36 protein-coding genes are annotated in these 20252 nt (G+C 73.4%); 35 read left to right on the forward strand and 1 reads right to left on the reverse strand.

Annotation, left to right across the window (positions count from 1 at the left end; genetic code table 11):
• Positions 1-22 precede the first annotated feature (22 nt).
• The 20 genes from ACH4PY_RS07480 to ACH4PY_RS07575 all read left to right on the forward strand — a co-directional run bounded on the left by ACH4PY_RS07480 (position 23) and on the right by ACH4PY_RS07575 (position 11482).
• Positions 23-766 carry a DUF2786 domain-containing protein gene (locus ACH4PY_RS07480; protein ID WP_398176972.1) on the forward strand — a complete coding sequence of 248 codons (744 nt, stop codon included), beginning with the start codon at positions 23-25 and terminating at the stop codon, positions 764-766.
• On the forward strand, positions 763-1317 hold the full coding sequence (locus tag ACH4PY_RS07485; RefSeq protein ID WP_398176974.1) for a hypothetical protein: 555 nt from the start codon (positions 763-765) through the stop codon (positions 1315-1317). Before ACH4PY_RS07480 ends, ACH4PY_RS07485 begins: the two co-directional genes overlap by 4 nt.
• Positions 1314-1619, forward strand: coding sequence for a hypothetical protein (locus ACH4PY_RS07490; protein ID WP_398176976.1), 306 nt, complete (start codon positions 1314-1316; stop codon positions 1617-1619). The genes ACH4PY_RS07485 and ACH4PY_RS07490 overlap by 4 nt, the downstream gene beginning before the upstream one ends.
• Positions 1616-2056, forward strand: a complete 441-nt coding sequence (locus tag ACH4PY_RS07495; protein WP_398176978.1) for a hypothetical protein — start codon at positions 1616-1618, stop codon at positions 2054-2056. The genes ACH4PY_RS07490 and ACH4PY_RS07495 overlap by 4 nt, the downstream gene beginning before the upstream one ends.
• Complete coding sequence (locus ACH4PY_RS07500) at positions 2049-2813, forward strand: hypothetical protein (protein WP_398176980.1); 765 nt, start codon at positions 2049-2051, stop codon at positions 2811-2813. Before ACH4PY_RS07495 ends, ACH4PY_RS07500 begins: the two co-directional genes overlap by 8 nt.
• On the forward strand, positions 2810-3001 hold the full coding sequence (locus ACH4PY_RS07505) for a hypothetical protein (RefSeq protein ID WP_398176982.1): 192 nt from the start codon (positions 2810-2812) through the stop codon (positions 2999-3001). Before ACH4PY_RS07500 ends, ACH4PY_RS07505 begins: the two co-directional genes overlap by 4 nt.
• On the forward strand, positions 2998-3396 hold the full coding sequence (locus ACH4PY_RS07510; RefSeq protein WP_398176984.1) for a hypothetical protein: 399 nt from the start codon (positions 2998-3000) through the stop codon (positions 3394-3396). The genes ACH4PY_RS07505 and ACH4PY_RS07510 overlap by 4 nt, the downstream gene beginning before the upstream one ends.
• A complete protein-coding gene (locus ACH4PY_RS07515; protein WP_398176986.1) occupies positions 3393-3743 on the forward strand; it encodes a hypothetical protein in 351 nt (116 codons plus the stop codon). The genes ACH4PY_RS07510 and ACH4PY_RS07515 overlap by 4 nt, the downstream gene beginning before the upstream one ends.
• Positions 3740-3952 (forward strand): hypothetical protein, encoded by a 213-nt coding sequence (locus ACH4PY_RS07520; protein WP_398176988.1) that lies wholly within the window; start codon positions 3740-3742, stop codon positions 3950-3952. The genes ACH4PY_RS07515 and ACH4PY_RS07520 overlap by 4 nt, the downstream gene beginning before the upstream one ends.
• Entirely contained in the window at positions 3949-4821 is an 873-nt protein-coding gene (locus ACH4PY_RS07525; RefSeq protein ID WP_398176990.1) for a hypothetical protein, read from the forward strand. Before ACH4PY_RS07520 ends, ACH4PY_RS07525 begins: the two co-directional genes overlap by 4 nt.
• On the forward strand, positions 4818-5264 hold the full coding sequence (locus ACH4PY_RS07530; protein ID WP_398176992.1) for a hypothetical protein: 447 nt from the start codon (positions 4818-4820) through the stop codon (positions 5262-5264). The genes ACH4PY_RS07525 and ACH4PY_RS07530 overlap by 4 nt, the downstream gene beginning before the upstream one ends.
• Before the next feature lie 86 nt (positions 5265-5350).
• The gene (locus ACH4PY_RS07535; protein ID WP_398176994.1) at positions 5351-6184 is read left to right on the forward strand and encodes a hypothetical protein; all 834 of its coding nucleotides are present in this window, start codon (positions 5351-5353) and stop codon (positions 6182-6184) included.
• Entirely contained in the window at positions 6184-7494 is a 1311-nt protein-coding gene (locus tag ACH4PY_RS07540; RefSeq protein ID WP_398176996.1) for a DnaB-like helicase N-terminal domain-containing protein, read from the forward strand. Before ACH4PY_RS07535 ends, ACH4PY_RS07540 begins: the two co-directional genes overlap by 1 nt.
• On the forward strand, positions 7491-8468 hold the full coding sequence (locus tag ACH4PY_RS07545) for a DNA cytosine methyltransferase (RefSeq protein ID WP_398176998.1): 978 nt from the start codon (positions 7491-7493) through the stop codon (positions 8466-8468). The genes ACH4PY_RS07540 and ACH4PY_RS07545 overlap by 4 nt, the downstream gene beginning before the upstream one ends.
• On the forward strand, positions 8465-8713 hold the full coding sequence (locus ACH4PY_RS07550; RefSeq protein WP_398177000.1) for a helix-turn-helix transcriptional regulator: 249 nt from the start codon (positions 8465-8467) through the stop codon (positions 8711-8713). The genes ACH4PY_RS07545 and ACH4PY_RS07550 overlap by 4 nt, the downstream gene beginning before the upstream one ends.
• Positions 8714-8780: 67 nt before the next feature.
• On the forward strand, positions 8781-9134 hold the full coding sequence (locus ACH4PY_RS07555) for a hypothetical protein (protein WP_398177002.1): 354 nt from the start codon (positions 8781-8783) through the stop codon (positions 9132-9134).
• The gene (locus ACH4PY_RS07560) at positions 9131-9961 is read left to right on the forward strand and encodes a hypothetical protein (protein ID WP_398177004.1); all 831 of its coding nucleotides are present in this window, start codon (positions 9131-9133) and stop codon (positions 9959-9961) included. The genes ACH4PY_RS07555 and ACH4PY_RS07560 overlap by 4 nt, the downstream gene beginning before the upstream one ends.
• Positions 9958-10653 (forward strand): hypothetical protein, encoded by a 696-nt coding sequence (locus tag ACH4PY_RS07565; protein ID WP_398177006.1) that lies wholly within the window; start codon positions 9958-9960, stop codon positions 10651-10653. Before ACH4PY_RS07560 ends, ACH4PY_RS07565 begins: the two co-directional genes overlap by 4 nt.
• The gene (locus ACH4PY_RS07570) at positions 10650-10829 is read left to right on the forward strand and encodes a hypothetical protein (protein WP_398177008.1); all 180 of its coding nucleotides are present in this window, start codon (positions 10650-10652) and stop codon (positions 10827-10829) included. The genes ACH4PY_RS07565 and ACH4PY_RS07570 overlap by 4 nt, the downstream gene beginning before the upstream one ends.
• A gap of 26 nt (positions 10830-10855) precedes the next feature.
• Positions 10856-11482, forward strand: coding sequence for a hypothetical protein (locus ACH4PY_RS07575; RefSeq protein ID WP_398177010.1), 627 nt, complete (start codon positions 10856-10858; stop codon positions 11480-11482).
• On the opposite strand, the gene ACH4PY_RS07580 is transcribed toward ACH4PY_RS07575, so the two are convergent.
• A complete protein-coding gene (locus tag ACH4PY_RS07580; RefSeq protein WP_398177012.1) occupies positions 11457-11648 on the reverse strand; it encodes a hypothetical protein in 192 nt (63 codons plus the stop codon). The two genes, ACH4PY_RS07575 and ACH4PY_RS07580, sit on opposite strands and share 26 nt — an antisense overlap.
• 155 nt (positions 11649-11803) lie before the next feature.
• Between ACH4PY_RS07580 and ACH4PY_RS07585 the strand changes: the two genes are divergently transcribed.
• The 15 genes from ACH4PY_RS07585 to ACH4PY_RS07655 all read left to right on the forward strand — a co-directional run bounded on the left by ACH4PY_RS07585 (position 11804) and on the right by ACH4PY_RS07655 (position 20249).
• The gene (locus ACH4PY_RS07585; RefSeq protein ID WP_398177014.1) at positions 11804-11956 is read left to right on the forward strand and encodes a hypothetical protein; all 153 of its coding nucleotides are present in this window, start codon (positions 11804-11806) and stop codon (positions 11954-11956) included.
• On the forward strand, positions 11953-12267 hold the full coding sequence (locus ACH4PY_RS07590; RefSeq protein WP_398177016.1) for a hypothetical protein: 315 nt from the start codon (positions 11953-11955) through the stop codon (positions 12265-12267). Before ACH4PY_RS07585 ends, ACH4PY_RS07590 begins: the two co-directional genes overlap by 4 nt.
• Complete coding sequence (locus tag ACH4PY_RS07595; protein ID WP_398177018.1) at positions 12264-13451, forward strand: hypothetical protein; 1188 nt, start codon at positions 12264-12266, stop codon at positions 13449-13451. Before ACH4PY_RS07590 ends, ACH4PY_RS07595 begins: the two co-directional genes overlap by 4 nt.
• A 154-nt stretch (positions 13452-13605) precedes the next feature.
• On the forward strand, positions 13606-13764 hold the full coding sequence (locus tag ACH4PY_RS07600; RefSeq protein WP_398177020.1) for a hypothetical protein: 159 nt from the start codon (positions 13606-13608) through the stop codon (positions 13762-13764).
• A gap of 10 nt (positions 13765-13774) precedes the next feature.
• Positions 13775-14329, forward strand: a complete 555-nt coding sequence (locus tag ACH4PY_RS07605; protein WP_398177022.1) for a hypothetical protein — start codon at positions 13775-13777, stop codon at positions 14327-14329.
• Entirely contained in the window at positions 14326-14910 is a 585-nt protein-coding gene (locus ACH4PY_RS07610; RefSeq protein WP_398177024.1) for a hypothetical protein, read from the forward strand. Before ACH4PY_RS07605 ends, ACH4PY_RS07610 begins: the two co-directional genes overlap by 4 nt.
• Positions 14907-15707 carry a hypothetical protein gene (locus ACH4PY_RS07615; protein ID WP_398177026.1) on the forward strand — a complete coding sequence of 267 codons (801 nt, stop codon included), beginning with the start codon at positions 14907-14909 and terminating at the stop codon, positions 15705-15707. The genes ACH4PY_RS07610 and ACH4PY_RS07615 overlap by 4 nt, the downstream gene beginning before the upstream one ends.
• 106 nt (positions 15708-15813) lie before the next feature.
• Entirely contained in the window at positions 15814-16140 is a 327-nt protein-coding gene (locus tag ACH4PY_RS07620) for a hypothetical protein (RefSeq protein WP_398177028.1), read from the forward strand.
• Between the two features lie 57 nt (positions 16141-16197).
• Complete coding sequence (locus tag ACH4PY_RS07625; RefSeq protein ID WP_398177030.1) at positions 16198-16638, forward strand: hypothetical protein; 441 nt, start codon at positions 16198-16200, stop codon at positions 16636-16638.
• Between the two features lie 20 nt (positions 16639-16658).
• Entirely contained in the window at positions 16659-16850 is a 192-nt protein-coding gene (locus ACH4PY_RS07630; RefSeq protein WP_398177032.1) for a hypothetical protein, read from the forward strand.
• A 215-nt stretch (positions 16851-17065) separates the two neighbouring features.
• Complete coding sequence (locus ACH4PY_RS07635) at positions 17066-17260, forward strand: hypothetical protein (RefSeq protein ID WP_398177034.1); 195 nt, start codon at positions 17066-17068, stop codon at positions 17258-17260.
• Entirely contained in the window at positions 17257-17760 is a 504-nt protein-coding gene (locus ACH4PY_RS07640; protein WP_398177036.1) for a hypothetical protein, read from the forward strand. Before ACH4PY_RS07635 ends, ACH4PY_RS07640 begins: the two co-directional genes overlap by 4 nt.
• A gap of 41 nt (positions 17761-17801) precedes the next feature.
• Positions 17802-18062 carry an endonuclease domain-containing protein gene (locus ACH4PY_RS07645; protein WP_398177038.1) on the forward strand — a complete coding sequence of 87 codons (261 nt, stop codon included), beginning with the start codon at positions 17802-17804 and terminating at the stop codon, positions 18060-18062.
• Positions 18063-18409: 347 nt separating this feature from the next.
• Complete coding sequence (locus tag ACH4PY_RS07650; protein WP_398177040.1) at positions 18410-18766, forward strand: hypothetical protein; 357 nt, start codon at positions 18410-18412, stop codon at positions 18764-18766.
• Positions 18750-20249: a terminase gene (locus tag ACH4PY_RS07655; protein WP_398177042.1), complete on the forward strand. Its 1500-nt coding sequence runs from the start codon at positions 18750-18752 to the stop codon at positions 20247-20249. Before ACH4PY_RS07650 ends, ACH4PY_RS07655 begins: the two co-directional genes overlap by 17 nt.
• The last annotated feature ends 3 nt before the right edge of the window (positions 20250-20252 follow it).

Genomic DNA, 20252 nt, shown 5'->3' on the forward strand with positions numbered 1-20252 from the left:
CGCAGATCAGAGAGGTATCGCCATGTCCAACCAGAGTATCCCGGAGAGCTTGCTCTCCAGGGTCCGCGCCTTGCTCGCGAAGGCCGAGGACCCCGCCGCCACGGAAGCGGAGGCCGAGTCGTACACCGCCAAGGCCACCGAGCTGATGGCGAAGTACGGCATCGAGCAGGCCCTCCTCGCCGACGCCCAGCCCGGTACCGACAAGCCCGCCGACCGCATCATCACCGTCGCGGCTCCGTGGGCCCGTGAGAAGCAGTCGTTCGTCGCGGGGATCGTCGAGGCGCTTCGCGGCCGCGCGGTCATGAAGACCGGCCCCGCCGGCTACCGAGTCCACATGTTCGGCTTCGAGTCGGACCTGGAGCGCGCCGAGCTGCTGTACACGTCGCTGCTGCTCCAGATGACCAACCAGCTGGTGCACGTGCAGGTGCCGTACTACGACGAGCCGCGCGCCTACCGCCGCTCCTGGGTCCTGGGCTTCCGCGTCGAGGTCGTTGCTCGGCTGCGGGCGGCCGAGCAGCGCGCCTCGGAGCGCGCCACGACCGAGGGCGTCCACCCCGGTCCGGCGGGGCGCAGCACGGAGATCGTCCTCGCCGACCGCGCCGCGATCATCGAGCGCCGGGTGAACGACGAGTACGGGAAGTTGAAGGGGCGCCGCACGACGTACCGCGGTACCGGATTCGCGGCCGGGCAGGCGGCGGGGAGCCGGGCGAACATCGGGCAGCCGGGCCTCGCGGGCTCGCGGCGCGCGATCGGCGGTGCGCGATGACGTCCATCGACGCGCAGCGCACCGCGATCGCCCTGCTCGCGGAGATCGCCGACACCTGGCCGGACCTGCCCGCGCCCGCCGTCGTCCTGCACCAGGAGCCCGAGCTGGGCGTCACGCTGCGGCTGGCGCGCAGCTGCGACCTGGAGGCCTGGCGCGAGGTCCTCGACATCAGCCCCGAGCTGCTGGTGTGGCACGTCTACGACCACGCCGTGTGGATGGAGTGCGCCTCGTACTTCAGCCGTGTTCGGGTGGTGCTGCACAGCGACGTACCGGTGGCGCCGCATCTGGCGAAGGTGTCGCCGCAGCGGGACGCGGAGCGCCGCCGTGCCGCTGCGCTGCTGGTGCAGCGGCACGAGATCGCCGACCCGGCGGTGCCGCCGCTCGCCGTCGCCCCGCTGGCCATGCCGGTCGCCGTCCGTCCGCTGGCCGACGCGCTTGCGCCCGACGCCGACTACCAGGCGTCCGTGGCGGCCGGGTACGTGCAGCAGCCGGACTGGGGCCCCGCCCCGACGTCCACCACGGCCACCGTGGAGACCGGGGGTGCGCTGTGACCCGCATCAGCTGCACGTACTTCCTGGAGCCCCACGCGGGCGCCCGCGGGAACGGTGCCCCGAACCCGACGCTGCGCGTCTACCCGGCGGGTGTCCGGTACGGGAGCGTCACCTTCCAGATCAGCGACGACATGCCGATGGACGACCGGGTCCGGGTCGCGGAGGAGTTGCTGCGCGGTGCTCAGCAGTTCCGTAACGCGGTGGTGGCGGACGCCGAGCGGCACCGCACCGCGCAGGACGAACTGGCGGAGGCCCGCGAGGAGATCACCCGCCTGCGTGCCGAGGCAGGTGAGGACGCGTGAGCGCCCCCGACACCGTCGGCGCCGCGCTCGTGCAGGCACTCGCGCCCGACCAGTACGCGGCCTACGAGCAGCGGATCGCCGACCGGGAAGCCGCGGCGCTGGACGACGACTGCCGGTACCCCGTGCTCGTCTCGACCACCAGCCACTACGTGGTGTGGGTCGAGGGCAACGACCTCAAGGACGCGGCCGCGCGCCTCGCGGGCGACGGTGAGTGGTACGAGGCGCTGACCGGCGAGCACCCGCGCGACTACGACTACGACATCGCTGCGCCCGACGAGGCGTGGGACTGGCACCGCGTCTACGAGCAGCGCCAGGGCCCGGCGGACTACTGCCCCCTGTGCGACCGCTACTCGTACGACGCGCGGCCCCTCCTGCACAAGGACGACTGCCCGAAGGCGCGGCGCGCGACCGAGACGGGCGGTGCCGCTCATGCCTGAGATCACCCCCGACCTGTCCGACCCGAACCGGTGCGTCGTCGTCCACTGGGTGCTGCCGGTGCAGTGCGTCCTGCCGTCCTCGCACCGCGAGGACCACGAGGCGTGGCACCCGCAGAGCAGCAACCGCATCAAGTTCTGCGGCGAGAGCGTCGCGCCGAGCACGCACGAGCTGCACGACGGCGCCTGGCACCTCCTGGACCTGCCGCGGCCCGGCGCCGTGGTGTGCGGGGAGCCGTACTCGCGCAAGCCGGACGTGACGTGCCAGGAGGAGCACGGCGCGGACGGTAGCCGCTGGCAGCACCGGGCGCTGGTCGACGGCTGCCTCTACAGCTGGAGCACGCCGCACGCCCGCCCGGTCACGCCGCAGCAGCTCGACCACGAGGTGCGCGCGCTGCGGGCCCGGGTGGCAGATCTGGAGCAGCAGCGAGCGGCCGTGGCCGAGGCGCGCGCCGCCGCGCTGGCGGTGCTGGGGCGCCCGAACATGCTCATGCCCGAGGTGACGCTCACGTCCCCGGTCCGGTGGCGCGTGATCGTCGGCGACAGCGAGTCGATGGACAGCATCGCGCCTGTCTGCCCGGCCACCGCTGACGTCACCGGACTGCACGTCATCGCCGACTACCCCGGCGGCCCGATCCAGGACGAGACCGGCGTCTACGACTGCTGCCCCACCCCGTGGATCGAGGTCGGTAGCGGCGAGATCGCCGCCTACTTGGTCGCACTGCTCAACGCGGACACCGAGGCCGGTGAGCGCTCGTGATCTGGCTGCTGCTCACCCTCGCGACCGCGGTCGCCGGGTACGTCGCGCTCGGCGCGCAGGACGAGCACACCCGCCGCATCGAGGCGCGCGCCGAGCTGGCCCGCACCCTCGCCGCTGGCCGCATCCCCTGCGCCGCGCTGCTGCGTGACGCCCACCTCCCCAACCACCCCTCGAAGGACCCGCGATGATCCCCTGGTTCCAGCGCCGTCGGGTGACCCCGGCCGACCTCGCGCCGGTGGCCGTGCCGCCGTCCACTGAGCCCACCCCGAAGTCGGTGCTCGCCGCGCGCGCGTTCACCCTGCCGCCCGAGCCCGCCCCCGCCGTACCCGCCCCGCGGTTCGCGCCCGGCAGGTACGTGGTCCGCTACGACGCGTTCCGCCCCCACGGGGTCCCCGAGCCCGGCGTGTTCACCCTCGTCGCCGACAGCGCCGCCGACCTCGCCGAGCAGGTCCGTACGGACATCAGCCCATTCCTCGGCTCGCACCGCGTCGAGGTCACCGTCGACATGGTCGTCTCCGGCGGCATGATCCGCTGCGGGTCCGTGTCCGGCGCCTTCACCTTCACCCGCGGGGGTGCACGGTGACCGCGCAGCAGCTCCAGCTCTCCGCGGTGGTCGAGGGCGTCACCGCCCCGGCCGCCGGGGAGCTCGCGAAGGCGCGCGGCATGCGCCAGGCTGAGCGGGCGACTCCGCCGGGCTGGGCGACTGCCTGCGACGCCGCGATCCGCGTACTGGCCGCCCGCGGCACCGAGTTCCAGGCGGCCGACCTGATCGCCGAGGGCCTCGTCGACGAGCCGGTCAGCCCGTCGCAGTGGGGACCGCGGTTCCAGGCCGCCGCCCGCGAGGGGGTCATCCGGCCTGCTGGCGTGGCCCGCTCGAAGCGCGCCACCGTTCGCGCCTCCCTGTGCCTGACATGGCGGGGTGTGGCGTGACGAGCCTCCGTCCGACCCCCCAGGCGCCCGGCCTGCACGTCGTGTGCCCGCCGCGGCGCGGCGATGGCGTGGCCTCGGCCGATGCCCTGTGCCATTGCGGCTGGCAGCGCTCCGGTATCGGCGCAGCGGACGCAGAGGCCGTCGTCGCCGCCTACACCGAGCACCGCCAGGCGTGCGCAGCCCCCACGACCACACAGGAGGCGGCATGACGATCACCGAGACCGCAGCCACCCACTACGACCGACTCGACGTCGAATTCGCGGCGCTGCGGCACGTCGACCCGAAGGATCGGACTGCCGAGCAGGAGGAACGCCTGCGCGTCCTGCATGGCGAGCTGGTCGAGATCCTGTCCCGCCCTCCGGCCGGCTACGAGCTGCCGCGCATCGCCACCGACCTGATGGCCCACGCCAAGGCGCACGGCTGGCAGGCGAGCTTGCGGTGGACCCCGCCGGGCTACTCCGGCGAGCCGTTCATGACCGTGGAAGTCGGGCGCAAGCTCGCCGGCCTGGAGCGCAACCAGCACCGCGGCGACCGGTGGCACTACCAGCTGACCTGGCACTCGCGCGACTGCGTGCCCGGCAAGGTCAAACTGTTCCGCGCCGGACTGGCCAGTACGCCGGACAATCCCGCCGACCACGACGCGCCGTCGATCAAGGCGATCCGGGCGATCATCGAGGCCAACCCCGGACCGGATGTACACCCGGCCGACGCGCCGATCGTGGCTGGCGACCTGTACCGGCAGGTACTCGCCGCCGCGAAGGGCCAGTGTCAGTGCCAGGGCGCCTGCGGCAAGAAGCACGCCGACGCCGCCCGAAAGCCGGGGCGCTGCGAGAACGGCGACGGCACCTACACCAAGGGCGTCGGCAGCACCCACATCCTGGCGATCCCGCGTGACCCGACGCTGCCCTTCCACGAGGCCGCCGCGCTGCCCGCGCGCCGCCTGATCGCGTTCTGCCGCCCCTGCGCGGACGGCGTGCGGCGGGTGGTGAATCGCGCGGTGAAGGCCCTGCCGCCGCAGGACGCTGGCCTGTTCGACGTCGAGCCGTACCGGGCCTCCGAGGGAGGTGACGTCACGTGATGACCCTTGAAGAGCGCGCCGAGGCGGTCTGGCGGATGCTCGGCCAGGCGCTCGACGGCGACGCCGACGGCGCAGCCCACAGCCTGATGACGATCGGCCAGCAGAGCACCACGGCGGACATGTACGGGGTGTGCTGCGCCATCGCCGAGGGTGGTGCCGCGGTCCTCCGGCGGATCTTCCCGGCGATGATCTGGGAGCCGTCGGAGGCCATGGTCACCCTGCACGAGATGCAGCCCGGCGCCCTGGGCGCGGACCCGATGGAGACCTGGGCCGCCCGCTTCCTGGTCGCCTACGCCAACCGCGACAGCGACCAGACGCGCGCCTTGTTCGACGCCGCGCTCGCCAACGGGAGCGACTTCTACAGCCAGTCGGTGTGCGCCCTGCTCGGCACGTTCGCCGGCCTCGGCCGGGCGCGCCTGCGCGAGCAGGGCATCCCCCTCTGATCCGCACCCGGGGCGGTGGCCAGCAGACCCGCCGCCCCGGGTGCACCGCCACCCCGCACGACCGCACCGACCCGAGAGAGACCTCCGTGACGCTCGACGCCATGCACTGGGTGTGGACCCACTCCCAGGCCAAGGGGAACACCCGGCTCGCGCTGCTGTACGTGGCCGACCAGGTGCGCACCCCGGCGTGCGAAGTGCGGCTCAGCTACCCCGACTTCCTGGGGGCGCTGAACACCGAGTCGCGAGGCACGGTGAAGGGCGTCATCGAGGCGGCGGTCAAATCCGGCGAGCTGGAGATCGTCGAGGCCGGAGCCGGTCGGCGGAAGCCCCTGTACCGGCTGCCAATGGCCGTCGACTACGTCCGCCCGGTCCGTCGTAACGGTCCAGAATCCGGACCACAAGAGGACACGGAGCCCGCTCCTTGCGGTCCAGAATTCGGACCGCAAGGAATTCGTAGCAGTCCAGTTTCTGGACCGCAAAGCGACGGCGACGAATCGGCTAGCGGTCCGGATTCTGGACCGCAAGACGGCCGTTGCGGTCCAGAAATTGACCCCCCTTACCCATCTCTCCCAAGCAAGCACGAGGAGAGCCGACCGGAGGGCTCGACGGGCAGCGACTACGGCATCCCGGACGCCGTCCGCCCGCTCGTCGACAGCATGACCGCCAGCGGTGTCGCCGTCCGCTGGCCCTTCTCCGGCGATCAGTGGTTTCCCGTGCTCGCGCTGATCAAGAAGTGCGGCATCCCCGCCCTCGTCGAGTACGCCCGGCGCACCGCCGACCGGACCCACGTCGACAGCGCCCGGTACTTCATGCGCGGCTGGGCCGAACTGCCGCCGCGCCCCGCCGAGGGCACCCCCGTCTACGCCCCGCGCCCGCACCTGCGCGCCGTGGGCACACCCGAAGAACGAGGCATCTTCTGATGGACTACGAGGAAGACCGCGCCCCCGAGCGCACGCCGCCCCACGACCTCGACGCCGAGCAGTCCCTTCTCGGCGCCTGCATGTACAGCGCCCACGCCCTGGGTGAGGTCATGGAGATCGTCCAGCCCGACGACTTCTACCGACCCTCGCACGGCGTGATCCTCGCCGCCATGGCCGCCATGCACACCGCCGGCCAGCCCGTCGACCCGATCACCCTCGGCAAGTACCTCGCCGACCAGGGGCTCAGCAGCACCACCGGCGGCAGCGCCTACCTGTTCCAGCTCGTCAACGTGGGCCAGATGGTCGCCAACGCCGGGTACCACGCCGAGATCGTCGTCGACCGCGCCCTGCGCCGCGCCCTCGTCGAGCACGGCATCCGGACCGCCCAGGACGGCTATGGCACGAGCGGCGTCACGTTCGACCTCGTCGAGCAGGCCGTCGCCCGCGCCCGGGAGATCCGCGACCGCGGCCAGGCCAACAGCGACCTGCCCACCATGGACATCATCGACTTCGTCCAGGTCGAGGACAGCTACGACTGGCTCGTGCCGGGCCTGCTGGAGCGCGGCGACCGGCTGATCCTCACCGCGTCCGAGGGCGGCGGCAAGTCGACGCTGCTCCGGCAGCTCGCGGTGACCGTTGCCGCCGGTCTGCACCCGTTCGAGACCTGGAAGCACACCGACCCGCATCGCGTGACGATCCTCGACTGCGAGAACGGCGCGCCGGCCAGCCGCCGGAAGTTCCGGCCGCTGCTGAACTCGGCGCTCAGGGTCGACCGGCCCGTGGCCCGCGGGCAGCTGCACATCGAGTGCCGGCCGGAGGGGCTGGACCTGACCCGGCCCGCCGACCGCGCGTGGATGATGCGCCGCGTCGAGCGACTCAAGCCCGAGTTGCTGATCGTCGGCCCGATCTACCGCCTGCACGCCGGCGATCCGAACTCGGAGGAGCTGGCGCGCAAGGTCTCGACGGTCATCGACGAGGCCCGTGCGACCGCCGGGTGCACGGTGATCATGGAGGCGCACGCCCCGCACCACAACGGCCAGTCCGCGCACCGCAACCTGCGCCCGCTCGGGTCGAGCCTGTGGATGCGCTGGCCCGAGTTCGGCTTCGGCCTGCGCCCGGTCGAGGACGAGAAGTCCGCGGCCAACACCGACGGCTGCCGGGCCCGGCGCGTCATCCCCTGGCGCGGCATGCGCGACGAGCGCGCCTGGCCGGCCTTCATCCGCCAGGGCGAGCACTGGCCGTGGATCTCCTACACACCGATCGACGCCGACCCGTACACCGGCTACTCCGCGACGGGGGCGATCGTATGATCCTCGACCTGTTCGCCGGGGCCGGCGGCCTCGACGTCGCCGCGCGCGCCGAGGGCCACGACAGCATCGGCATCGAGCACGACCGCGACGCCTGCGCCACCCGCCGCGCGGCCGGACTGCGCACAGTCGAGGGCGACGTCCGCGCCTACGGGCCCGCGGACTTCCCCGACGCCATCGCCCTCGCGGGTGGCCCGCCGTGCCAGACCTTCACCGTCGCCGGGAGCGGCGCCGGGCGCCGGGCGCTCGACACCGTGCTCGCCCTCGCCAAGCGGCTGGGCGCCCGCGAGGACATCAGCGCCGACCTGGCCGCTCTCGACGACGGGCGCACCGGGCTCGTCCTGGAGCCCCTGCGCTGGGCCCTGGAGGCGCTCGACGCGCGCCGCCCGTACCGGGCGATCGTGCTGGAGCAGGTGCCCGCGGTGCTGCCGATGTGGGAGCTGTACGCCGAGCTGCTGCGCGCCGAGGGCTACCGGGCCGCGTGCGGCATCGTCCGGGCCGAGGAGTACGGCGCCCCGCAGACCCGGCGCCGCGCGGTCCTGCTGGCCCGCCGGGACGGCCTGATCGGGCTCCCCGCGCGGACGCACCGGCCGTGGGGGCGGCGCCTGTCCGAAGCGGAGTACGGCCTCCGGCCGACGGTCGTCATGGGCGACGTCCTGCCGCAGCGCGGCGGCTTCGTCGTCGTGTCGAACTACGGCACCGGCGGCGACCCGCGGCGGCGTGGGCGGCGGCACTCCAGTGAGCCGGCCGCCACCGTCACCGGCCGCATCAACCGCAACCGGCTGGTGGCCGACGACGGCACCGAGCTGCCGCGCCTCACGCCCGGGGAGGCGGGCGCCCTCCAGGGCTTCGCTCTCGACTTCCCGTGGCACGGCGCTGCCCCGTGGCAGCAGATCGGCAACGCCGTCCCCGTCCCGCTCGGCCGCGCGCTCATCCGCGCCGCACTCACCCCCGCCACCCACGGAGGCCCCGCATGACCGCCGCCCCGCCCCCCGGCCACCTGACCCCACAGGAGGCCCGGATCCTCACCGAGACCGCGCGCGGCGGCAGCCATGCCGAGATCGCCGCCCGCCTGTGCCTGTCCACCGACCGCGTCCGCAACGGCCTGTGCAACGCCCGCCGCCGCCTCGGCGCGACGACCACGGTGCACCTGCTCGCGCTCGCAATCACCGCCGGGGACGTGGACCCCGACTGCGCGGACGGAACGGCGGTCGAGCGGTGACCGGCCCGCTGTGCCGCGGCTGGTTCCCGCCCGGCGACCCCGAACCCGACGACGACAAGGACTGACCATGCCCGACACCCTGCGGGACCGCATCGCCGCCGCCCTCCGCAGCGCCGCGCACCGGTGCGGCGAGGACTGCCCCGCCCCAACCGAGACCGCGTGCCACGCCGCGCACCCGGTGCAGGAGGCCGTGGAGCACCACGGCGTCATCACGGACGTGTACGCGCCGATCAGCGCCCTGGCGGACGTGGTGCTGCCGCTGGTGGCCGCCGAGCGGGAGGCCGGGCGCTGCGACGGGCTGCGGGAGGGCGCCAACGACCTCGCTGCGGTCGCCAACCCCCACACCGAGCGCGGCGCGGGAGTCCGCTGGGCCGCCGACCGCCTCCGGGCCCGCGTGGACGCCGAGGAGCCCCGACCGTGACCGAGAAGTCGCCCACTGGACAGCTCAACGAGCTGCTACACGCGCACTTCATCGCGCCGCAGGACCGCCTGGCTCCCGCCGGGGCGGGCGCGATCTACCTGACCGAGGTCACCGCGCCGGGCGGGACCCGGCGGGCCGACGCCGTCCACATCGGCCTGTGGCAGTCCCGCGGCGCCGGCCGGATCGACGTGTGCGAGCTGAAGACCAGCCGCTCGGACTTCCTACGGGAACTCAACGACCCGGCGAAGGCGGAGGCGTGGTGGCCGTACTGCACCGCGTTCTGGCTCGTCGTCCCGCACGTGTCGATCGCCGGGCCAAACGACCTGCCCCCGGGCTGGGGCCTGATGGTCCCCACAGGGCGGGGGCGCCGCTTCAAGACCGTCGTGAAGCCGGCCGAGCGGACCCCGCTCATCGACGTGCCCCTCCTCGTGACCCTGCTGAAGAACACCGAGACCGTCCGCACCAACGCGCTCCAGCGGCTCCGCGGGGAGATGACCCACCAGGCATACCAGCGAGAGCAGGAACTCCTCCGTGACCGCGACGCCCGCGCGATGGGCCCATCCGTGAAGAAGCGCCTGGACCTCCTCGCCCACCTGGAGGCGGTCCTCGGGTCCCGCCTCGACACCGAGACCTGGATGGACCGCCTCAGCGCCCCCGACGCCGCCCACGCCCTCCGGGACTTCGTCGCCGGCCAGAAAGCCCTGACGGAGTCCCGCAAGGAGATGGAGCGCCGCATACGCGAACTCGAACGGATCAAGGAGTCCGTCACGCGCGCCGCCGATGACCTGCGTGCCGCGCTCACCCCCGAGAGGACCACCCTGTCGTGACCACCACCCCACCCGAGCTGTGCGGCAACCGCTACCGCGACGCCGTGGGCGCCGTCCTCGACTGCGACCTCCCCGCCGGGCATCTCGGCGTGCACCACGCCCGCACAGCCCCGAACGAGTACCACACCTGGCCTGACGCACTGTCCGCCCCCGCACCCGGCTCGGACATCAGCCGGATGACCGCCGACTTCGCCGAGGCTGGCAAGAAAATGCCAGCCCCCTACGCCCGTCTCACCAAGGCGCTCGGCTTGCTCCCGTCCGTGTCGTGGGACGACATCGTGCAGGCGGTCGCCGCCGAGCGGGCCGCGCACGAGGAGCACCGGCGCCAACTCGCCGCCGCCCTCGACGCCGAGCCCATCGACACGTGCCGCGTCGTCGAGATCGACGGCGAGCCGATCCGCGTCCACGGCGCCGGCGAGATGACCGACCGGGGCCGCGCCGCGCTCGCCGAGGTGATCGCCGCCGCCCGGCGCCGATACGCCGCCGAGCACCCCGACGAGGCCGGGCAGGGTGACGAGTCCGCGCCGAGCACCCGCCGTTGCTCGTGCGCCTTCGACCCGGCCGCGGAGAAGAACCACCGGCCGTGGTGCGCGATCTGGCCCGCGGCCCAGCGCGCCCGCTGCAAGTGCGCCGGCGTCGGCTTCGGCGGGAAGGGCGACTGCCCGGTGCACGACGGCCCCGACCGGCCGTGAAGCGCGCCCGGTACAACCGCCGCCGCGGGTGCGAGGGCAAGAAGGCGCACCCCGACCGCGACGCCGCCCGCGCTCACATGCTCGACCTCGTCGCCCGCGGCGCCACCGGGCTCAACGTCTACCGCTGCCGCCGATGCTCGCGCTTCCACGTGGGCCACCGCCGCCACAACGCCTGACCAGCACCACCCGGAGGAGAACCACCGTGCACTGCCTGCTCTGCGACCGCCCCGCTGGCACCGCCTACCTCGACGCCCGGTGCGCGGCCGACCTGGCCGACCGGCTGCGCGCGCTGCCGACGCTGTACGCGGAGCTTGGCCAGATGCTCGCGCCGGTGCGGTCGGCGGACGCGGGCGGTCGTACGGCGGCCGCCGTCGAGGCGCCGCTGCCGATCCGGCCGGACGTCGCGGACGCCCGCGGAGACTTCGTGCTCCTGGAGACCTGGGCGCGGGCCCTGGCGGACGATCAGGGCGCCCCGCGCGCCGTCCCCGAGGCCGACACCCTCGGGGCGCGCGTGCGGGCCGCCTGCGCCGCGCTGGGGGCCGCCGTGCCGTGGATCGCGGCGGAGTGGCCGGCCGCCGGGGACTGCGCGCGGGAGGTGCGCGACCTGTACGACGGCGCGCGCAGTGTCGTGGGCTCCGCCGACCTCCCCGCGCGCATGGGCCGCTGCCCGCAGCTCGTGCACGGTGAGCCGTGCGGCGCGGAGCTGCTGCTGCCCGCGGGGCAGCAGGTGCTGCGGTGCGCGTGGTGTGGGAGCCGGTTCCCGCCCGGCACGTGGGCCGCCCTTCGGGTCGCGCAGCGGGCGCTCAGCCCTGCGGGGGCTCCGGCGTGACCGGCGGGCGCTCCGGCAGCCGCGCGCCCGGGCGGCGGAGGTACCAGGCCACCAGCGCCTTGATGACCGCCGCGCGGTCGCCGAGCGGAGCACGCAGCGCGAGATCCGCCCAGTCCTCGTCTGCGACGCGGACCGTACGGCGCGGCGTTCCCTCTACGTTCGGCATGGCCCGAGGATAGCCCTTGCGGTGTCATGACACCAGGGTCTAGGGTGTCATGACACCGGGCCACGCCCGACAACCCAAAACGGCCCACGGCCGGTGCTACCAACACCAACCGCGGGCCTGACCGACCACCTGCTACCAACAGGAGACCGGCTGACATGGATCTTCCCACGCCCTCGCGCGCCCAGGCGCGCCCGCCCCGGCGTCTCGTCGCCGCGGGCATCATCCGCCGCACCGGCGCCCGCACCACCCGCATCACCGCCACCCCCGCCGGGATCACCGGCAGCATCCGCACGGCGGTGACCCGATGACCGCCCATACCTTCGCCGAGCAGCTCCCCGCCGCCGACGCCCTCGCGCAGATCACCGCCACCCTCGGGCACCTCCCGGCCGCCGACATCAACCTCAGCCCGGTCTTCCCCGACCACCTCACCGTGGCGATCCACGACGACCTCGGCGCGTTCGAGCAGTGGCGGCAGGCCCTCGGCGTCCCGGCTACAGCGATCGACTACGCCGCCCACCGCCACCACATGACCCTCCGGGCAGCCACCCCGTTCGCCGGGGCCACCATCGACCTCGTCGCTTACGCCCCGGCCCTGCCCACCCCGGGCGGCGCCCAGTGACCACCACGACCGACCCCCGCACCGCGGCCGCCACCCTCGCTGCGCTGCTCGCCCTCGCTGCGTTGGTGCTGCGCCGGGTACGACGTACCCACGGGCGTACCCCGGCGGCCGTCGTCGTCGCAGCCCTGGGCGCCCTGCTGTGCACGGCGTACTCCGGCGACACGTCCTGGAACTTCGCCCGCGACCACCTCGCCATGCGCGGCGTGACCGAGCGGGCGGTGATGTTCGCCGCCGCCGAGCTGGCCCTGTTCGCCATGGCGCTCATGGCCCGGCAGAACCTCCGCACGATCGGCGCCCCCGGCACACCCGGCACCCTCGTATGGGTCGTCACCGCAGTGCAGGTGATCCCCGCCTACTCCGAGACCGGTGCCGTCGCAGGCACCGTCCGCGCATTCGTCGGCCCCGTCCTCGCCGCCCTGCTCTGGCACCTGGCCATGGGCATCGAACTGCGGCACCGCACCGGCGCCGCAAGCACCGGCCTCCTGGCCGTCCTCGGCCGGGAGGCCCGCGAGCGCCTGCTGTCCTGGCTCGGCCTGTCCCAGCGCGGCCGCGACGCCGCGCAGATCACCCGCGACCGGTGGACCCGCACCGCGACCCGCCGCGCCGCCCACCTCGCCGACCTCACCGCCGCCGGGGCCCGCCCGCGCCGCCTGGCCCGCGCCCGTCGCCGCCTCGCGGCCGCGGTCGACCGCACCGACGCCGGCGTGCTCCCCGAACAGCGCGCACTGCTCCTAGACCGGCTCGCCGCGTACCGCGGGGCCGACGCCCTGGCGTCCATGGACCTGCCCGCGCCGTGGACCGTCACACCCGTCACGCCCACCCGTGACGCCGTGACGGCCACCGTGCCGCCCGCCCTCCCCGCCGGGCCCGAGCCGGACGACGAGGCCGAGACCGGCACGCCCGTGACGGACGACGGCACGCAGGCCACCGCCCACGAGCCCGCCCCCGAGACGCTCACCGACCTCGCCGCCGTCACGGGCGTCACGGTTCCCGTGCCGGGTGAGCCCCTGAGCGCCGATCAGCTCGCCGTCGTCCTGCGGTGGCTGCGCTACCAGGCCGACCCGCCGCTGTCCTACCGCGCGGCGAGAGACCTGTTCCGGACGCTCGGCTTCGTCGGCGCCGAGGACCGCATCCGCCCCGCCTGGGCCGCCCTCGTCGCCGCCGAGACCGGCACCACCCCCTGACGGACCGCCCCGGTCGCCGCCGCCCCCACCGGCGCGGCGTCGGCCGAGGCTGCCCGAGCAGCCCGCAGACCGCGAGCAGACCCGGCGAGCGCACCGCGCAGACCCGGCGAGCAGACCGCGAGCGTCACCGCCACACCATCCCCGGAGACCCGCTATGGGCACCGCACTGTGCCTGGCCTTCTTCCTCACCGCCATGACCGGCTCCGGCCTCTGGCTGCTGCGCACCGAGCGCACCGCCGTCCGGCCGGTCCTCACCACCGCGGCCCTGCTCGTCGCCCTGGGCGGCTACGTGGCGTTCCTCTTCGCGCTCTGAAGGACAACCCATGCCTGACCCGATCGAACCCACCGCGGTGATCCCCGCCGGATGGCCGCTGCCCACCCGCGGCGGTGGGGGAGCGGCCCTACCGCCGCCCCCGCCGCCCGTCCCCCCGGCCCCCTACACCCCGCCGCCCGCTCCCGCGCCCCTACCGCCACGGGACGTGGTCGTCACCGTCGACCCGATCCGCATCGACGTCACCATCACCACCGGGCCGCCGCCCGAGCCCGACCCGCCGACCTGGGCCGACCGCCTCCAGGCACGCCGTAACGGCATCTGCTGCTTCCTGGCGTTCCTGCCCGCCACCGCCTGGGCCGGAGTCCTCCACACCGCATGGCAGCAGGCCGGGCTGTCCGCCGCCTGGGTCATGGCCGCCACCGCGGCCGCCACCGCCGCCGTCTACGACCAGCGCCGCCGGGGCCGCGAACCGTCCACCCCGACCGACCGCGGCCGCGGCAACCTCCTGACCCGCACCGCCCTGTGCGCCGCGCTCCTCGCCCCCGCCCTCGGCCTCCCCGTCGTCGGGTCCGCCGCCTACCTCATGACGGGAGTCACCCCGTGACGAACATGACCAGCAGCGTCCTCACCTCCGCCGGCCTCGCCGTCGGCGTCGGCGTTCTCGTCGTCGAGCACATCCGCTGGTGGCGCAGCGGTGGCGCCGCGGCGCCAGCCGGAGGAGGGAAGAAAGGCGCGCCCGTCGCCCCTGCCGGGAAGTCCCGCGACCCGATGATCCTCGGGCAGATCTGGGCGGGCATCGCCTTCGGCACACTGATGGTCGCCTGCCCGGCCGGGATGCTCGGCACCGCCGCCGGGTTCATCCGCTGGGGCGGCAACGGCATCGGCGGCACCCTCATGCACACCATGACCGGCGCCCAGCCCTCCTCGGTCGCCGACGCCGCCGCACCGCAGCTCGATGACAAGGGCGCGATCGTCGTCACGGCGCTCGTCGTCGTGCTGTTCCTCCTCCGCAAGACCTACGCCAAACAGATCCGCGGCCGGTTCCTGCGCGGGGTGTTCATCGGCACGATCGTCGCGATCGGCACCGGCGTGTTCGCGGTGATCGGGCAGACCGTCGTGCCCGGCGTCAACCAGCTCGGCGCACAGCTCCTCGGCAGTATCGTGCACCACGGGATCACCACGTGAGCGCCCCCACGACCGCGGAGTGGCTGCGGGACGCCGCCCGCCGCATCAGCTGCGGCGTCCCCATCCTCACCGGTCGGATCATCAGGCGCAGCACGAAGGCCACCGCCCGCCGCGCCGCCGGAATCCGAACGGGCGTCAGGGCCTGGCTGGGGGAGTCCAGCGGCCTGCTGGACACCGCCATGCGGTGGGCGATGCTGGCGGCCGCCGGATGGCTCGTCTGGACCGTCGCCAGCATCGCACTCGGAGCGGGCGGCCACGCGGTTGCCGGCGCCCGCTGGCTGATGTGGCCGGGCACCGCGATTCTGGTCGTCGCTACGTACCGCGCTGGCGGGAAGGCCGACGCCGCCGACGCACAAGAGGACCCGGACACGGCGCCCGACGAGTCAGTGCCGCCGGCCGAGCTTGAGCCGGAGGACGACGAGCAGCCGCTCGACGCCGACCTGCTCGCCGACGTCATCCACGCCGTCGCCCGCGGCGGCAACGTCCACCTCACCGCCATCACCCGGCGGCTCCGCGCCGAGACCGGGCAGCACTGGGACGTCCTCGCCGCCTGCCGCGCCCACGGCATCCGCACCCGCCCCGTACGGGTCGCCGGGGCCGACCCCGCCGTCACCACCGGCATCCACCGCGCGGACCTGCCCCCGCTCCCCCAACCCCTCTCGGCACCCCCTGTTGGCGTTGTTTCCGCAGGTCAGCACGGCAACAACAACAGCAACAACGCGACCGTCGAGGAGTTCGGAGAGGGGGGCCTGCTCGTCAAGCACGGTCCCACCGACCGGCAGGAGGCCCGCCGATGATCCGCCGTATTGCACATGCCCTCGGGTACGTCTACTGCGCCACGTGCGGGTGGTGGACCCGGCCACACTGCGGACACACCGACTGATGAATCGGGAGAATCACCTCATGGACGATGTTCTGCAACAGATCATGAACCGCGACGTTCACTCCGAAGTGGCGTGGAAGCCGACCGGCGCGGCTCACCCCGCGGCGCACTGCCTCGTCTTCCAAACCGCGCCCGCCACCGGGCAGTTTCTCGTGCAGTTCGACGCCGCATCTCCCATGCCCATCCCGGCCGTAGGAGACGACGTGGTGCTGCACGACAGGCACGTGCGGGTCCTGGCGGTGATGACCGCCTACACGCGGTCCGAGGAAGACGGCCGCGTCCAGCTGTACACCGACGTGGTCGTTGATGCGACCGGCGTCAACCAGACGCCACTCGTGGAGCGGTAGTCGTACGGCCCGCCGGGCACACCCCGGCGGGCCCCACCCCCAAGGAGCAACCCCGGCATGGACGCCGTCCTCACCAGCCTCATAGCCGTCCTCGGCACCCTAGGCGGCAGCCTCGGCGCCCTCATCCTCCAGCAGCGCGCCACCACCCGCGCCGAACGCCGCCGCGAACTCCACACCGTCGGCGCCACATTCCTCACCGCACTCACCAGCTACCGGCGCGCGGTGTACGTCCTCTCGACCCTCACCCCCGACGCCGACCGCACCGCAGCCATAGCCGACGTCCGGCAAACCCGCGCCGCCCTCACCGCAGCACGAGACGCCCTGCTACTGATCGCCACCGAACCGGACGTCCACCGCGCCGTGCACGCGGCGATCGGAGCCGCCTTCGACCTGGGCGACGACGCTGAACAGCAACGGGTCACCACCGGACGCCAGGCCGCGCTTGACGCGCACAACGAAGTGCTCAACGCACTCGGCATCGCGATCCGCAGCACATAGCCGCCAGGCATCATGGGGGCATGGAGCCCCTGTACGTCCCCGCCGGCCACATGACCGCCCGGCAGGTCGCCACCACCCTCGGCATCGGTCCGTCCGGCGTCCGCCAGCTCGTCGCCCGCGGGCGCCTCGCCCGCGCCGGCGGGTCGCCCCGGCAGCCGTACTACGACGCCGAGCAGGTGCTCGCGATCCTCGCCGACCGGCGAGCCGCTTGACACCAGGTCAGCCACAGTGTGACGATCTCTCCGCAGACGTATGCCCGCAGGCCCCGAGACCACCATGGTCCGGGGCCTGCGGCATGTCCGCCCACAGACCACCGCACCCGCGCGAGGTGCGGCCCTGCGGTGGTTCCAGAAGGCCGAACCGCCGCCGCGCGCCCCGCTGAAGAGCAGGTCGCGCGGCCACTCCCCGCACAGAGCCGGAGGCCACCATGCCCAGGCCCAGCGCGGCACGCCGCATCTCGTTCGCGGCCTGCCCCGAAGTCCGGCACATCGCCCACCCTGGCTACACCTGCGCCGAAGAAGACGCCGTCCGCGCCCGCATCGTCACCTACCGCGGGCGGGTCAACCTCACCAGCATCCCGGCGGCCGCGCTCGCCGGCACCACCTTCGGGTGCGCGGGGTGACCGGCTGGGAAGCGCGGCGCACCGAGCTGTGCGACTGGCTGCGTGCCAACGGCGTCGACCCGAACCAGACGCGCCGCGACGGCGAGCTGTACATCGACACCACCGCGGACGGCCAACGCATCCTCCACGCCGAGCTGTACGAACTCGACGAGAACGGCCGCCGCTTCCTCAACGAGCGGGGTGACGGCGCGGCCATCCGGCAGGTGGCCGTGCCGCTGCTCGCCGAGCCACCGCAGTGGTGGCAGCAGTACCGCCTGCCCACCCGCGAGCAGCTGCTCGACGCCGTCTACGCCGTGCACCGGCTCCACCGTGCAGCCGAGCACCAGGAGCGGACCATCTGCGTGGAATGCTCCGCCTACGACGGCTGGACCACCACCGGCAACGCCCCCGTGACGTGGCCCTGCGCCACCGTCGCCGCCCTTCAGGGCTACGAGAAGACCCGCGAGCGGGAGACCGCCCGCCAGGTCGGCATGCTCACAGATCAGGCCGACGTGGCATAGGCCCGCCCGGCCCCACGGCTCCAACGGTGAGGTGACCGCCGATGGCCAGCACCAGCGATCGCGGGTACGGCGCCGACCACCAGGCGCTGCGGAAGGCCACCATCGACCAGGCCTACGGCCAGGCCTGCCACCACTGCGGTCACCCGATGCTCAAGGGTCAAGCCCTCGACCTCGACCACACCGCCGACCGTGGCGCCTACCGCGGCTTCGCGCACGCTCACTGCAACCGCAGCGAGGGAGCTCGGCGCGGCAACCGGCAACGTCGCAGGTCAACGGCCCTGAAGACGTCCGAATCCTGGTGAGCGGAGCGAATTGGACATAGGGTGTGAATGGGGAGGAGGGGGGCGGGTCGGGCACGGGATGTTGATCATGCCCTGACCCCGCCCCCAGTCAAAAAATCTCTCCCTGCGATTTTTCGTAGCGGCACATGCCAGAAAGCCCCCCGATCGGATATCCGATCGGAGGGCTTTCGATTTGGAATTCGGCGGCTCGTTCGCCTTCGGGCTTCTCTCGCCTGCCTGTATGTTCTCGCAGGTCAGGCCGGACGTCAAGGGCTCCGGAGGTCGATATGAAAAAGAATTGCTCGACCTGCGGGAATTCCTTCGACGCGAAGCGCAGTACGGCGAAATACTGCTCCGACCGGTGCCGCGTGGCGGCACAGCGCCGTGCCGGTAGCGGCAGGGACGAGGGCAAGGTCATCGCCTTCGGTCTCGCGGCCGTACCGCCGCCCTCGGAGCGAGCCCCGGAGCGAGGGCCGCTGGAGGCGGCGGCGCTGTCCGAGCTGGAGGCGGTTGGTCGTGCGGAGACGCTGGCGGGCGGTGTGGTGCTCGCGCTGGCGCGCCGGATCGACCAGGCCGGGCCGGACGACACCGGCAGCGGGTTCGCGGCGCTGACGAAGGAGCTGCGCGCGTCGCTGGCCGCCGCGGTGGCGGGCGCCGAGCAGTCCGACGATATCGACCGGCTGAGGCGGCAGCGGGAGGAGAAGCGGCGTGGCCGGGCTGGTTGAGCCCACGCATCTCTGGGTGCCGGAGCACGTGGACACCTACGGGCCGCAGGTCGCCGACTTGTGCCGCCTGGTGAAGTTCGCGCCGGACCCTGAGCAGCAGCTGATCCTCGATGCGCTCTTCGCGGTCGATGAGGCCGACAAGGCGGTGGCGCTGGAGTCGGCGGTCATCGTGGGTCGGCAGAACATGAAGACCGGCCTGCTGAAGATGGCCGTGCTCGGCTGGTTGTTCCTGACGGATCAGCGCTTGGTCGTGTGGTCAGCTCATGAGTTCCGGACCAGTCAGGAAGCTTTCCGGGACATGGAAGAGCTGATCATGGGGACGCCGCAGTTCGCGAAGCGGGTGAAGGACATCCACCGCGGGAACGGCGACGAGGCGATCGAACTTCATGGGGACCGGCGGCTGATGTTCAAGGCCCGGACGAAATCCGGCGGCCGGGGGCTCACCGGCGACAAGATCATCTTGGATGAAGGGTTCGCGCTCCAGCCCAGCCACATGGGCAGCCTCTTTCCGACGCTGGCGGCCCGCCCGGATCCGCAGGTGGTGTACGCCAGCTCGGCGGGCAAGGTCGAGTCCGGCGTGCTGCGCGGGGTGCGGGACCGTGGCCGTCCCGGCGGAGAGCGGCGGTTGGCGTACTTCGAGTGGTGTGCGCCGCCGCCGAAGGAGGCCTGTGCGGACGGCGAGAGCTGCACGCACGCCCTGGACGTTGAGGGCTGCGGGTGCGACAACCTGCAGCTAGTGAAGGCGGCGAACCCCGCCGTGGGGCGCCGGATCAGCCTGGACTACGTGATGGGCGAGCGGCGGGCCCTGCCGCCGGCGGAGTACGCACGCGAGCGCATGGGCTGGTGGGACGACCCGATCGGCGGCGAGGTACCGATCAAGCCCGGCGACTGGACAGCGTGCCTCGACGAGGAGTCCCGGCGGACCGGCTCGGTCGCCCTGGCCGTCGACATCACCCCGGACCGGGCGGTATCCAGCATCGCGGTCGCCGGGCGGCGGACGGACGGCCTGGTGCACGCCGAGGTGATCGAGCACCGGGCCGGGACCGGCTGGGTGGTCGAGCGCCTGGTCGAGCTGTTCCGGACGATCCAGCCGACGCCCGTGGCGCTGGTGATCGACCCCGCAGGGCCCGCAGGCAGCCTGGAGAAGAAGCTGCTGGAGCGGGGCTTCTCGACGGAGAAGGAGTTGCTGCCGGGTTCGTGGCGGCTGCACTTCGTCGGCTCGAGGGAGTACGCGCAGGCCTGCGGCGCGCTGGCGGACGACGTCGCCAACGGGGAGTTTCGGCACATCAGCCAGGCCCCGCTGGACACGGCCGTGGAGGGCGTAGCCACCCGGCCGCTGGCGGAGGCCTGGGCCTGGTCACGTGGCAAGAGCGGGGCGACGATCGCGCCCCTCGTGGCGGTCACGCTGGCCCGTCACGGTCACGCAACTTTCGGTGTCACTGAGCCTGTGGCGCCCTTCGCATTGTGGGGAAAGGGCAGGTGACGA

The organism is Streptomyces sp. NPDC021224 (genome assembly GCF_044332905.1).
Classification (GTDB): Bacteria; Actinomycetota; Actinomycetes; order Streptomycetales; family Streptomycetaceae; genus Actinacidiphila.

Coding starts and splice junctions, on each gene's coding strand:
- ACH4PY_RS07605 (WP_398177022.1), top strand. CDS start 13,775: ATGCCTGACCCGATCGAACCCACCGCGGTGATCCCCGCCGGATGGCCG.
- ACH4PY_RS07620 (WP_398177028.1), top strand. CDS start 15,814: ATGGACGATGTTCTGCAACAGATCATGAACCGCGACGTTCACTCCGAA.
- ACH4PY_RS07625 (WP_398177030.1), top strand. CDS start 16,198: ATGGACGCCGTCCTCACCAGCCTCATAGCCGTCCTCGGCACCCTAGGC.
- ACH4PY_RS07540 (WP_398176996.1), top strand. CDS start 6,184: ATGGACTACGAGGAAGACCGCGCCCCCGAGCGCACGCCGCCCCACGAC.
- ACH4PY_RS07635 (WP_398177034.1), top strand. CDS start 17,066: ATGCCCAGGCCCAGCGCGGCACGCCGCATCTCGTTCGCGGCCTGCCCC.
- ACH4PY_RS07600 (WP_398177020.1), top strand. CDS start 13,606: ATGGGCACCGCACTGTGCCTGGCCTTCTTCCTCACCGCCATGACCGGC.
- ACH4PY_RS07525 (WP_398176990.1), top strand. CDS start 3,949: ATGACGATCACCGAGACCGCAGCCACCCACTACGACCGACTCGACGTC.
- ACH4PY_RS07630 (WP_398177032.1), top strand. CDS start 16,659: ATGGAGCCCCTGTACGTCCCCGCCGGCCACATGACCGCCCGGCAGGTC.
- ACH4PY_RS07500 (WP_398176980.1), top strand. CDS start 2,049: ATGCCTGAGATCACCCCCGACCTGTCCGACCCGAACCGGTGCGTCGTC.
- ACH4PY_RS07550 (WP_398177000.1), top strand. CDS start 8,465: ATGACCGCCGCCCCGCCCCCCGGCCACCTGACCCCACAGGAGGCCCGG.
- ACH4PY_RS07485 (WP_398176974.1), top strand. CDS start 763: ATGACGTCCATCGACGCGCAGCGCACCGCGATCGCCCTGCTCGCGGAG.
- ACH4PY_RS07555 (WP_398177002.1), top strand. CDS start 8,781: ATGCCCGACACCCTGCGGGACCGCATCGCCGCCGCCCTCCGCAGCGCC.
- ACH4PY_RS07510 (WP_398176984.1), top strand. CDS start 2,998: ATGATCCCCTGGTTCCAGCGCCGTCGGGTGACCCCGGCCGACCTCGCG.
- ACH4PY_RS07585 (WP_398177014.1), top strand. CDS start 11,804: ATGGATCTTCCCACGCCCTCGCGCGCCCAGGCGCGCCCGCCCCGGCGT.
- ACH4PY_RS07545 (WP_398176998.1), top strand. CDS start 7,491: ATGATCCTCGACCTGTTCGCCGGGGCCGGCGGCCTCGACGTCGCCGCG.
- ACH4PY_RS07645 (WP_398177038.1), top strand. CDS start 17,802: ATGGCCAGCACCAGCGATCGCGGGTACGGCGCCGACCACCAGGCGCTG.
- ACH4PY_RS07580 (WP_398177012.1), bottom strand. CDS start 11,648: ATGCCGAACGTAGAGGGAACGCCGCGCCGTACGGTCCGCGTCGCAGAC.
- ACH4PY_RS07480 (WP_398176972.1), top strand. CDS start 23: ATGTCCAACCAGAGTATCCCGGAGAGCTTGCTCTCCAGGGTCCGCGCC.
- ACH4PY_RS07590 (WP_398177016.1), top strand. CDS start 11,953: ATGACCGCCCATACCTTCGCCGAGCAGCTCCCCGCCGCCGACGCCCTC.